The following is a 12,599-nucleotide window of genomic DNA, read 5'->3' as shown; positions in this document are numbered from 1 at the left end:
CGGATGAAAAGCAACGTAAAAAGCATACTGATGGCCGGGGTGGGCGGACAGGGCGTCCTCCGGGCAAGTGACATTCTATGCCAGGTGATGATGGATTCGGGCCTGGATGTGAAAAAGAGCGAGGTTCACGGAATGGCCCAGCGGGGTGGATGCGTTACCAGCCACGTCCGCTATGGGCAAAAGGTCCATTCCCCTCTGGCGAAAAAGGGAAATGTGGAGATCCTGCTGGCTTTCGAAAAGCTGGAAACGCTTCGTTACCTGGATTACCTGGAACCGGGCGGCATCGTCATCATCAACGACGAACAGATGAACCCGCCGTCCGTCAACCTGGGGGCGGCAGCCTATCCGGACACCGTAGTTCCCATCGTCCGGGAGCGATTTCCCTCGGTTATCGTGGTCAACGCCCCGGAACTGGCCAATCGGGCCGGAAACCACCGGACCGTCAATACGGTTCTGCTCGGGGTGCTGTCGAAATATCTCAAGATTGAAGAGAAGCAATGGGAGAAGGGGATCCGCGATTCCTTCTCGCCGAAGGTCGTGGAAGCCAACATCAAGGCGTTTCACCTGGGCCGGGGCGCTTGAAATTTCATTCCGCTACCTTTGCGCTTTCCAGCCGCGGAAAAGGTGACCATAGGGACATCCCCTTTCCCAGGTCGTTCTTGACAAATTCCATGCGATTGCTACTGTTCTTGCAGTCGGAGCTTCGCGGGATCCGTAACCGGAAACGATATGACCCATAACGGAATTCCCGGCGCCTGAGGAAATCCTTTTCGAGCGGTAAGAGAGCGAGCAGAGACAGACCATGGCGGAAGATTATTACAAGACCCTCGGAGTCGAAAAATCGGCCTCGTCGGAAGAAATCAAGAAGGCTTACCGGAAGCTGGCGCTGAAGTACCACCCGGACCGAAACCCTGACAACAAGGCCGCGGAAGAAAAGTTCAAGAAGATCAGCGAGGCGTATGCGGTCCTGAGCGACCCGGAAAAGAAGCAGCAGTACGACCAGTTCGGATCCGATCAGTTCCGGCAGCGCTATTCCCAGGAAGATATTTTCCGGGGAGTCGATCTGGACGAAATCCTCCGCGGTTTCGGATTTGGCGGATTCTCCCGGGGTGGGGCGAGAACCTACCGGACCACCACAAGAAGGGCAGGGGGGTATGGCGGCGCGGAAGCGGATCCGTTTTCGGATCTCTTCGGCGGAGGGCAGGCGTACACAAACATCCCCCAGCATGGCCAGGATCTGGAATACAACCTGGCTATCACCCTGGAAGAATCGGTTTTCGGCGCGGAGAAGAAAATCGCCGTTCCCCAGGAAGGGAAGGTTGAGGAGATCAACATCCGCATCCCTGCAGGCATCGCCGCCGGCAAGAAGCTGCGCCTGGGCGGGAAGGGCTATCCCGGCGCCTTCGGAGGTCCCCCGGGCGACCTCTATCTCCACATATCCCTTTTGCCCCACCCGATCTTTGCCCGGGACGGGAACGACATCTACTTCGAAAAATCCGTGACGTTCAGCCAGGCCGCCCTCGGGTCCACCGTCGAAGTGCCCACCCTGGACGGTACAACCAAACGGATCAAAATCCCCCCGGGAACGCAAAACAACACGAAGATCCGCATGAAAGGCTACGGCGCACCCAATATGAAGGGCTCCGGGAAGGGTGACCAGTTTGTCAAGATCAGCGTCCAGGTACCCAAAAACCTGACAGATCGGCAGACCCAGCTTTTGAAAAAGCTGGCCGAGGAAGGGATATAGGGGGAAGGGATATGGCCAGACGATTCCTCTTCACGGGATTGATCCTGATGATCCTCTTTGCTGCGGGCTGTGCGGCCGTGGGGCGGACCCGGGATTTTCGCCCCATTGAACCGTCATCGCTGTCTCGTGTCACGCCGGGGGTTACGACAGGCGCAGAGGTGATCCGCCTCTTCGGGCCGCCATCCCAGATCGTTCGACTGTCCAACGGAAACGCTTATATTTATTCAAGTAAACTGTCCAAGACAACGGGGCTCTGGCTGGCCATCATCACCTTTGTCAACATGGACACCCGCCAGGACCAGGTGGTGTTCTTCCTCAATTCCCAGGATGTGGTGACCCACCATGGCGCATCGTTCCATGCCGGAGAGGCCTCTTACGGCCTCCCGTTTTAGATCAGCGCTTATTCTTTTCATCCTTGCCGGCATCGTCTTCATGACGGGTTGCGCTTCCTTCCGGATCATGCACGCCCGGGAGGGAAATGACGTGACCGACCCGGGAAACCGTTTTCAGCCCGGGAAAAGCAGCCTCGGGGATGTCCTTGCCGTCTATGGCGCTCCAACGGAGATCCATAAACTCGGGGTGGAAACCCTCCTCGTCTATGAACGGATGCACTACCGCGGCGGCCAGATGACCGTCGGCATCCCCATGAGCGACATCCTTCCCAGCAGCGTCAATCTCAGCGGCCACGGCGACCTGATCCGCTACGACACGGCGGCCTTCTTTTTCCGGCCCGATTCCGTCCTCATCCGGACCGCCTACGTTCAGGGAAGCTCTTATCCTTTCTGGGACACCTTCTGGAGCGACAAAACCGGCCGGCCGTAATTTTGCCTATCTTTTATTTGTCAAATAAATACCGGATAGAATCAGGACATGACCCCGTTCCCGGTCACATTTTTAGTCAGATATCTTCGAGGCTCATTAAAGAATGTTACATCAGCATATCCAGCATATATTTTGCCAGAGTGTAATACCCCTTTCGGAATAAAATATCGATCACCCTTCATGTATGTTTTCCTTATCCCAGCTATTGAAAGATCAATTGATCCTTCCAAAACAATTCCCCATTGCGATTCATGTGAGTGCTCGGGTAAATCAATATCTTCTGAAAAATGCATGAAGATGATCTGATGAGTTTCCGCCTGTGAGAGATAAGCTGATACCCCGTTCATTGGAATATCCGCCTCGTCAAGATTTACTATAGGTTCGGGAAAAATTGAAGTCATGATAATAACTCCTTCTTTAAATTTAGCTGAATAATTTATGATGAAATCACAAGGAAAGCGCTTTTATAAAAATCATGATAGTAACCCCGAATATCACGGTGACTACCGCTTTTTTTGATATTAAAGCTATAAAAATAGAAATGATTCCAGCTATTAGATAATGATTTGATAACGTTGTGTTCAGTTCTTTTCCTGGAACAAGAATACACGGAAAAATCAATGCACTTAAGATAGAAAAAGGTATATAGGATAAAAATACTTGACAGTTTTTCGTAATTTTAAAGTCCAAGCTTAACATAATACTTCTTGTTATGTATGTGACAATTCCCATTCCAATTATAATGATAATTACTTTATCTATCACAATCCACTCCTTTCTGATTTATATCCTACAAATGCTCCTATTATTGCTCCGAATAAGATGAAAATAGGATTGTTTAATATAAGTTTAAGAATGGTTGCAGTTATCGCTGAACTAACAACTGTATTCATAATATTTCTGGATCTCACCTGAGGAATTAGAATACCTATAAAGGTAGCAGGCATGGCAAAATCTAATCCCCATTTTAAAGGATCTTGTATTTGTTCGCCTAAAACGTAACCCAAAAAAGAACTTCCCACCCAACCAAAGTACATCAAAACAGCAGATGAAAACAGAAATGAAATGTATCCCTCTTTTTTTTCCGTAAAATATAAACTACTTACAGCAAATGTTTCATCAATAATCCCGAATGCAATAGCGAGAGTTAACATTTTGGGATATTTGCTCAAAAAAGGCTTCAGAGATAAGGACATTAGGATGTGACGCAAATTAATTACAAGAGTAGTTATTAGAATAGCGATAATCCATGATTTTAGTTTCATCATTTCGATCGCAATAAATTGCGCTGCACCAGCAAAAACGATTAATGACATCAACACTGTCTGGAAAAGATTCAAACCAGCTGTTTTAGCTGAAATTCCATATGCAAGTCCAAAAGGTATGACTCCTATGAAAAGCGGAAATGTTCTTTTAAGACCTTCTATAAAATGATTATTTATCATTATAATCAGAAGCTTTCTTACGTATAATATTCGGTAAGAAGAGGCGCTAAATTCTCCTTCTTTTATGATTGTAACTGCACTCATGAAGGGAATTTAGCGCCCGCCCATCATAGATGATGATTGGTTAAATTACTTCTTTTTCACCTCGTCGAGCTTCTTTGAAACATCAGCCGACAACATTACATTCTGATCGCTACCTTTAGGTGCCATTAAGTTGATACCCATTCTGTTTCACCTCCTTCCATCCATCAAGAAATGATGTTATTTTTGACCACCTTCCGAAAGGAAAGTCCATGTTAAATTGTCTCAGCAACTTTATTATTTATAATTTTCTCACTTAAGGATTTGTCTACTGTTCGCAGCATATCATTATATAAATTATCGAGATCTCGAACACTCTTATCAGATGAAGACAAGTATTCTGATTTGTATTTATCTATTTTGTCCTGAGGAACACCGCTCTCGTAAGAACTAATTATATTCACAAAATAGCTATGATTCAATTCATTGATTTCTTTTATTTTTTTATTGATCAATAAATTAATAGGATGAAGGAGTTTGATAATATCAGGAAAATCAGAAACAGATTTGTACAATTCAGGAACGGCCCCACGTACATACCTCATGATGGCATTATCATTTATTACAATGGGGTTGTCATTCATTGCGATAAGGTAATTAGACATTTTTTCAATGCTTTGCGATTGAAACTTATATGAATACACTTCATTAGAATTTATTTTGTTATCGAGTAAACCTTCACTTGATAATTTTGATATAAGCTTAACCCCTGGAAATAGTTGTAATTTTTGTGACATATTCCAAAATGAAGCCAAATTATATTTCAGTAAGAAATCTGCTGTTCTTCTTAATCCTTGAAAAGTGCTATACGGATTGAACATTATAAGCCCTTGAGTAAGACCGAAAATATCATTCTCAATTAAAAAATTAATAGTTCTCTCCATGTTATCTGTTTCTATTTTTTTCCCAAACACATTCAAATCATTCTGATCAAAAGATTCGATACCAATAAATACGGAGCTGAGTCCGGCTTTTTTTAGAATATCTATAAGCTCTTGATCATGCTCAGGAGAAACAGAATCACCTCGCATATACACTTCAAAAGGAATAATTATATTTCGCTTGATAATTTCATGAGCAAGCTCTTGAGCCCACTGTTTTGATTGTCTACTACCGTCAATAAAATTTGCATCATAAAAATACATCTTTTCTATCATATTAAAACGATAGTACTTTTCATGCAATATTTCTATTTCATCAGCTATGTTTTGAGGTGATCGCCTTCTAATAAATTTACCGCCACCTAATCGAAAAAAAGTATGTGCATTACAAAAATGACAATCTAAATTGCAACCACGTTGAGTAAGCATGCCTATTATGGAGGTTTCCTTATGTGTTTTACAGTAATCAAGAGTATCTCTACGTGCAAAGGGGATATCATCTAAATTGTCAATCGCTTTCCTATCCGGATTTTTGAACACCTTACCGCTTTTTTGATCTCTATAATATATTCCAGCCACATTACTTAATATATTGAAATTATTTATAAGTTCGACAGAGGTAATTTCTCCCTCTCCGCGAACAATTGCATCGACAAAATGATAATTTGCTAAAATTTCATCTGCTGAATATGTACAATGCTCGCCACCCATGAAGATAAATGGATTATTGTCGACTGAAGCAATATTCCTTGCTATATCAATAGCATCTTCAAATCCTATGAAATTACATGTTATTCCAACAAAGGAAGGCTTAGCACGAAGTGCTTTCTCAATTAATACTTCTTTGGACAAATTCAGGGCATATCCATCGATTATTTCAACGCTGATACCGCTTCTTTCTAAACTGGCCGCAACCAAACCCAACCCAAGGTGATCCAGTACAGAGTAATGATCCTTTTCCTTATCAACTATATTAATATTGGGGTTTATCAACACAACATCAGACATCTCCTATCCTCCCGTCAAATACTATGACATAAAAAGCCTTCGCCGCTAAATACACGTTTTGCCATAATATTAATATTTGATGATAAAAGATTATCAATAAATAGTAAATCATCATCAATATTATAAAATTCCGAAAACCATAATTCATGCTTAAGTAATCTGATGATTCGTATATTTATATCATCCAAATTCATTAGCAGGTTTTTTTTCATATGTTTTGCGATATTGTGAAGAAGTACGGAATCAAAATTCATATTTTTGCAATCTTCTAAAATGTTATTAATATTAAGCATAACCTCTGAAAAGTTGTTTTGAGACGTCAAGCCTTTTATTAGTAGGAAACCAATATCGGAGAAAAGCTGATATTCAGAAGCTATCGTGTAAGCTAATCCTTTTTCTTTGCGAATAACTTGATATAACTTTGAATAATCTTCTTCACCTAAATAATTGCTAAGTGCGTATATTAGAAGTCGCTCTTCAGAACTTCTTTCGGGCACTTCAAATCCATAAATGAAGTATGTCAACTCCAAATTTGATTTTACTTGTACTCTGAACGGTTTAGGATGGCCTGAGTGAATTCTATTAGTAATCGCTGAACCCTTCAAGTGTTTGGTTATGCTCTCTATCGTATTTAATATTCTATCATTGTCAAGATCACCACTCACTGCTATGACTAAATTGGTTGGTATTGAATATAAAGAAAGGTGATTATTCACATCAGCTAATTGAATCTGTTTAATACCAGATATATTGCCCGAAATAGAGTGTGACATTTTTTTTCCTACGAATGCTTTTCTAAAAAAAGCAGATTCAATTTTACTAATCTCGCTATTATCATATGCATGAATTTCTTCAGAAACAATATTCTTCTCAATAAATAAATCCTCATTGGTTATGTTATGCTGGGAACAAAAATACTCAAACCATCTTATTGCGGATGAAAATTTATCTTTTAAAGATCTGATGAAAATGAACGTCTCTTCTCTTTCAGTGAAAGCATGTATTTTTAAATTATCTCTATCTGTCGAACTTATTTTCTTATCGCATGATCTGATGATTATATGCTCACATAGATGTGCCATTCCATGTAGTGAATCAGGGTCATTTTTTGATCCTATTCTGATCGAAATTCCTAACATAACGGAATTGTAACTGGTCGATTCCAAAAGCAAAGTCAACCCATTTGATAATTTAAACTTTTTTGCAGTGCCCTTCATTAATATAGTTGTCCCCGATAAAATGTAATATATTGTAATTATTGCTTTATTAATGGCTTGTTCTATGAATAAATCGCCAGCAAAAATTCAAAATCCCTCAAAAGCTGGTCATTTTATGCAACTGAAAAATATGTCCGCCCAAGAGGCCCAAGGCGATCTGTTCCGTTCCCGCCTGGATCAGATTCTCAACAACGGGCACCCTCTCTTCAAGCTTGCCCGTCAGATCGACTGGTCATTCTTTGACACCGAGTTCAGTCAATTGTTCGTAGAGATGGCCGGCTGTCCCGGACTTCCGACTCGGCTGATCGTCGGGCTGCACTACCTAAAGCACACCATCTTATATGTTCCGACAAAACAGATGCCAAAAGCGGAAGCGTTGTTGTACGAAACCCGACCAACCAATATAAGAATGATCCTAATCACTTAAATTATTGAGTAAATAATATGAAAACAATTGGAAAATATCAATGCCTGATTATACTATATACGTACCAAATGATTCTGTAGGTGGGATATCTGAATATCTGGCCTAGTATGATTTGATTTGGAAAGTTATGATCTCATAATTTTTGGTAATTGATCCTGTTCTGGCACCTGTGTTAAGGGTGCCTCATGGACTTAACTACTTATCATGACTTAATATCTGGCGAGGCAAAAGCATTATGGAGGGCTTCTGGAGCTGGGCCAAGGAGCGGCTGATCAAGCACCATGGCGTCTCCAAGGAACAGTTCCCTCTTTATTTGAAAGAGCTGGAGTTTCGGTATAACAATCGGAATGCCGACCTCTTCGACCAGGTCGCTACATTCCTCTGCGATCTGGTGCCAAAACGGGACTAATTACCTAATTTTTTTATATGAACAGAAGAAACAGCAGTCAGTTGACTCTCGAGAGCTGCCTAAGTTCTTCTGCGCGACTTTTTATAAGAAGCTTTATGGAACCGAAAAGGAGAAGCTGTCGTCGAAGTGGAAAAGAAAATCCTAAAAGACGATACATGTCCGATAAGATATGTTATGTAAACTATGCTGTCCGCTTTTTTTTAGATGACGGTTAACGGTCAGGATGAACTGCCTCATGCAATCGGACGGGCACGTTCCCGCTCTATGTGATTTTTTCTTCTCAGGCGATTGATGATTTGGTTGGAGTGGATTTCCTGTCGATTGTACCTTCGCCATCAATCTCTGCATTCTTGATCACGCCAGCTCGACTTCACCCCAGGCACCCATCCTGTCGCCGACGATGATGACGACTCCCAGAACACCGTCTATTTCTTTCGCCCTTTCGATTCCATTTCCGATTGTCGCGGGATTCTGAACCAGGTTTCCGATGGAACTGGCTGCGGCATCGGCCAGGGCCGCCGATTTGGAAATCACGGTCACGGCATCCGCCCGGCCGAGACTCAGGCTCGGTCCGACGGTGCCCGAGGATGTGCAGATGCCCAACGGTGTCTGTTCCGGGAGGATTCGCAATGCAATCCGGTCGCTTAGAGGCGATGTCCCGGCAAACAGGCCGACCCGGACTTCCAGATCCATCCCGATAAAAATGTCTCCTCCGTTTTCGACCATGATGTTGCATGATAACGGCAGGAGGTCGCGGCCCACCCGTTCCGCCATGGCGCCGGCAACCGCCGCCATGGGACCGACGCCGGCCCGATCCGCGGCATCGAGCATATCGCGGACAATCGGTGGGGCCAGATTGTCATTGGACAGTGGAATCAGTGACTTCAGAAAATCAGGGCGGGACTCGATGTACGACTCGATCTGGCGACGATACCGATGGACAGCCTGGAATGCGGGTTCAGTCAGGTCACGGGAAGCGCTGATCATCAGGTCCGTCTGGCCGACCTGAATCGAAAAGGACACCAGACCCGGGGTTGAGGTCCTCCGCCGATACGTTCGCTCCCGGTATTCCATTATTGAAAACGGGTGTTCCCTTTCCCCAGGAATTGCTCCGCCTCGTTTTTCAATTCATCCGAGATATGCAGGCGGGCGTCTTGTCCCAGATAGATCACCGTCTCGCAGCCATTCACATGAATATGAAGGAACCCGTCGTATTTACCGGGATATTTCAGAACCAGCGTCTTCAGGGCTGCCAGATCATCCGGCCGGAAGCGGGACGAATCGACTGTGAAATGGACGGACGAAAAAGGATGCTCCGCTACATCCGCCAGGTTGGTGATCTCTGTCGCCTTGACACGCACGTTTTCTTCGTCGGCATCCAGTGTCCCCGTCACGAGGAGAGGATCCGCCCCTTTCAGCAATGCCTCGCACTGGCGATAGGTGTCCCCAAAGACGATAACCTCGACAGATCCCTTCAAATCTTCAAAGGTTACATATGCCATGGTATCTTTGCGTTTCGTCTTGAGCTCCTTGATGGCGCTGACGATCCCGCCAAAGGAAACCGTTTCCTTGTCCTGCATCTGCCTGAGCGCCTCGATGTCCGCCGTGGCGACCCGTTTGAGCTTCTCTTCGACAAAAGCCAGGGGATGGCTGGTGATGTAGAAACCGATCAACTCCTTTTCATAAGAAAGCATTTCCTTTTGATTACCTGGCTTTTCATCTACATTACTAATGTTATCGTTTAATTCATCGCAGTCGTTCTCATCCAGCGTGTCGAACAAACCGGCCTGGCCGGCTGCCCTGTGCTGGGATTCCCGGCTTGCCAGTTCCAGGTCGTGTTCAAAAGACTCCATCAACCGGCGGCGATTCGGATAAACGGAGTCGAAGGCGCCGCACTTGACCAGGCTTTCCACGACCCGCTTGTTGATCTTCCGGAGATCGGCACGACGGCAATAATCCTTAAAAGACAGGAATTTCCCCTTTTCACGTCGGGCATCGAGTATGGCTTCCACAGCACCGACCCCGACGTTTTTGACCGCCGCCAGACCGAAGCGGATGTTTCCGTCCTCGGAGACACTGAAGTCACGGAGCGACGAGTTGATGTCCGGGGGCAGAACGGCTATCCCCAGGGACCGGCAACCGTGGATGTACCGAATGATCTTATCCCGGTTGTCTTTTTCCGATGTGAGCAGGGCCGCCATGAATTCCGCCGGATAATGGGCTTTCAGGTACGCTGTCTGGTAGGTGATGATCGCATAGGCGGCGCTGTGGGATTTGTTGAAGCCGTACTCGGCGAAGGTCTCCATCTGATCCCAGATCTTCTGTGCCTTCTGCTGGGGAATGTCGTTCCGTTTCGCCCCTTCCAGGAACTTGGGCTTCTCCTTCTCCATTTCCTCAGGCTTCTTTTTGCTCATCAACCGGCGCAGGTTGTCCGCATCGGCCATGGAATAGCCGCCGATGGATCCGGCAATCTGCATGACCTGCTCCTGATAGACGATGACGCCGTATGTTTCCTGAAGAACATCCTTCAACTGCTGAACTTCGTAGGTGATTTTCGTCCGTCCCTGCTTGCGGGCGATGAAATCGGGGATCTGGCTCATCGGCCCGGGACGATACAGGGCGATCAAGGCGATGACATCCTCGATGCAGTCGGGACGAAGGTTGACAAGGAGGTCTTTCATGCCGGAGCTTTCCAGCTGGAAAACGCCGTCGGTGTCTCCCCGCCCCAGGAGTTCATAGGTCTTTGGATCGTCGAGAGGCAGATCCTCGATGTTCAGGTGGACGCCCCTTCCCTCTTCGATGAACTGGAGACAGTTATTGATGACCGTCAGTGTCTTGAGCCCCAGGAAGTCGAACTTGGTCAGACCGATGTCCTGGAGGTCCTTCATGGCGTACTGTGTCACCACCGAATCGTCGCCCTTGGGACTCCGATAGAGGGGCACCCGTTCCACCAGCGGTACGTCGGAGATGACCACACCGGCTGCATGGGTGGAGGCGTGGCGGTTCAGGCCCTCCAGGGACCGGGAGAGGTGGAGGAGCTTCCGGATCTTTTCACTTTTTTTGGCCTCCTCCTGAAGGCGGGCCTCATCATGAATGGCCTGATCGAGGGTAATGTTCAGAACGCTGGGAACCAGCTTCGCGATCGCATCCACTTCCCCGTAGGGAATGCTGAGAGCCCGTCCGACGTCACGGATGACCGCCTTGGCCTTCATCTGCCCGAAGGTGATGATCTGGGCCACCCTGTCATGGCCGTATTTGTCCGTCACGTACCGGATGATTTCGTCCCGCCCCTCCTGGCAGAAATCGATGTCGATATCGGGCATGCTCTTGCGGTTCGGATTCAGAAACCGCTCGAAGAAGAGGCCGTAACGGATCGGATCGATGGAAGTAATGTCGATGGCGAAGGCCACCAGGCTTCCCGCGGCGGATCCCCGGCCGGGTCCGACGGGGATTTTCCTCTTTTTGGCGTACCGCACGAAATCCGCCACAATGAGAAAATAACCGGAAAATCCCATATTGCGGATCATTTCCAGCTCTTCCCGGAGCCGTTTCAGATATACGAACCGGAGTTCCGGATCCCTGCCGCGGAGCAGGGCCGGCATTTTTTCCGCCAGCCCCTTTTCCGCCTCCCGGACCAGGAGTTCGTCCAGGGATTCTCCCGAGTCACTCTGGAACTGGGGGAGCAGGAACTCGCCGAAGGTGAAGGAAAGATGGCAGCGTTCGGCGATCCGGAGTGTATTTTCGATTGCCTCCGGGTGGTTCGCGAACAGCCGGATCATCTCCTCGGGCGAGCGGAAATAGAGCTGATCCGTCTCGAACCGCATCCGGTCCGTCGTTTCCATGTTTTTTCCGGTCTGGATGCACAGCAGGACTTCATGGGCCTCGGCATCCGAGCGCTGCAGGTAGTGGCAGTCGTTCGTCGCCACCAGGGGGATGGATCGTTTGCGGCTGATTTCGATCAGGCCGGTGTTGGCTTCCTTCTGCTCTTCCAGGCCGTTCTCCATCAGTTCGAGGTAGAAATTCCCATCCCCGAAGATGTCCCTCAGCTCGTCGGCGGCCCGCATGGCGCTTTCCCGACCCTCTTTCAGAAGGCGGTCCGCAACCTCCCCGTGCAGGCAGGCGCTGGAGGCGATGAGTCCTTCATGGTGTGCCCGGAGCAGGTCCCTGTCCACGCGGGGACGATAGTAAAAACCCTCCGTCCATCCGGCCGTGACGAGTTTCATCAGGTTCCTGTACCCGGTCATGTTCTCGGCCAGGACGACAAGATGGCGGGCGGTTTCCCCGATGCCCTGGGACTGCCTTTCAAAGCGGCTTCCCGGGGCGACGTAGAGTTCGCAGCCAATGATGGGTTTGATGCCCGCTTTCAAGGCCCGCTGGTAGAAATCGATGGCGCCGAAAAGGTTGCCGTGGTCCGTGATGGCCAGGGCCTGCATCCCGTACTCTTTCGCCTTCTGGAAGAGATCGCCCAGGCGGATGGCGCCGTCCAGCAGGCTGTACTGAGTATGAACATGAAGATGGACGAAATCGGAGGGCATAGGTTTCTCGACGGCGGACAACGAGGT

Annotated in this window: 11 protein-coding genes and 1 pseudogene; 6 read left to right on the top strand and 6 right to left on the bottom strand. The window is 47.2% G+C overall.

Translation table 11 applies throughout. From position 1 onward, the window contains the following. The first annotated feature begins 3 nt into the window (after positions 1-3). From PLO63_07695 to PLO63_07680, 4 genes are all read left to right on the top strand, one after another. Complete coding sequence (locus PLO63_07695; GenBank protein HOI74013.1) at positions 4-582, top strand: indolepyruvate oxidoreductase subunit beta; 579 nt, start codon at positions 4-6, stop codon at positions 580-582. A gap of 220 nt (positions 583-802) precedes the next feature. Continuing rightward, positions 803-1,747: a DnaJ C-terminal domain-containing protein gene (locus PLO63_07690; protein ID HOI74012.1), complete on the top strand. Its 945-nt coding sequence runs from the start codon at positions 803-805 to the stop codon at positions 1,745-1,747. Between the two features lie 11 nt (positions 1,748-1,758). Beyond that, complete coding sequence (locus PLO63_07685) at positions 1,759-2,139, top strand: hypothetical protein (GenBank protein ID HOI74011.1); 381 nt, start codon at positions 1,759-1,761, stop codon at positions 2,137-2,139. Positions 2,140-2,230: 91 nt separating this feature from the next. Then, positions 2,231-2,569, top strand: coding sequence for a hypothetical protein (locus PLO63_07680; protein ID HOI74010.1), 339 nt, complete (start codon positions 2,231-2,233; stop codon positions 2,567-2,569). A 41-nt stretch (positions 2,570-2,610) separates the two neighbouring features. Here PLO63_07680 and PLO63_07675 read toward each other — a convergent pair whose 3' ends face one another. The 4 genes from PLO63_07675 to PLO63_07660 form a co-directional block, all read right to left on the bottom strand. Beyond that, entirely contained in the window at positions 2,611-2,970 is a 360-nt protein-coding gene (locus PLO63_07675; GenBank protein ID HOI74009.1) for a cupin domain-containing protein, read from the bottom strand. Between the two features lie 360 nt (positions 2,971-3,330). Next, the gene (locus PLO63_07670) at positions 3,331-4,098 is read right to left on the bottom strand and encodes an AzlC family ABC transporter permease (GenBank protein ID HOI74008.1); all 768 of its coding nucleotides are present in this window, start codon (positions 4,096-4,098) and stop codon (positions 3,331-3,333) included. A gap of 212 nt (positions 4,099-4,310) precedes the next feature. After that, positions 4,311-5,984: a radical SAM protein gene (locus PLO63_07665; GenBank protein HOI74007.1), complete on the bottom strand. Its 1,674-nt coding sequence runs from the start codon at positions 5,982-5,984 to the stop codon at positions 4,311-4,313. Positions 5,985-5,998: 14 nt separating this feature from the next. Then, on the bottom strand, positions 5,999-7,201 hold the full coding sequence (locus PLO63_07660; protein ID HOI74006.1) for a pitrilysin family protein: 1,203 nt from the start codon (positions 7,199-7,201) through the stop codon (positions 5,999-6,001). Positions 7,202-7,331: 130 nt separating this feature from the next. Here PLO63_07660 and PLO63_07655 point away from each other — a divergent pair. Next, positions 7,332-7,532, top strand: a pseudogene (locus tag PLO63_07655) (IS5/IS1182 family transposase). A gap of 331 nt (positions 7,533-7,863) precedes the next feature. After that, positions 7,864-8,037, top strand: a complete 174-nt coding sequence (locus PLO63_07650) for a hypothetical protein (protein ID HOI74005.1) — start codon at positions 7,864-7,866, stop codon at positions 8,035-8,037. A gap of 354 nt (positions 8,038-8,391) precedes the next feature. Here PLO63_07650 and PLO63_07645 read toward each other — a convergent pair whose 3' ends face one another. Further along, positions 8,392-9,060 (bottom strand): UPF0280 family protein, encoded by a 669-nt coding sequence (locus tag PLO63_07645; GenBank protein ID HOI74004.1) that lies wholly within the window; start codon positions 9,058-9,060, stop codon positions 8,392-8,394. A 50-nt stretch (positions 9,061-9,110) separates the two neighbouring features. Continuing rightward, complete coding sequence (dnaE, locus tag PLO63_07640; protein HOI74003.1) at positions 9,111-12,572, bottom strand: DNA polymerase III subunit alpha; 3,462 nt, start codon at positions 12,570-12,572, stop codon at positions 9,111-9,113. Positions 12,573-12,599 lie beyond the last annotated feature (27 nt).

This window comes from Syntrophales bacterium, from assembly GCA_035363115.1.
Taxonomy (GTDB): Bacteria; Desulfobacterota; Syntrophia; order Syntrophales; family PHBD01; genus PHBD01.
Note: the sequence above shows the minus strand (reverse complement) of the source record. Positions and strands in the feature narration are given on the sequence as shown.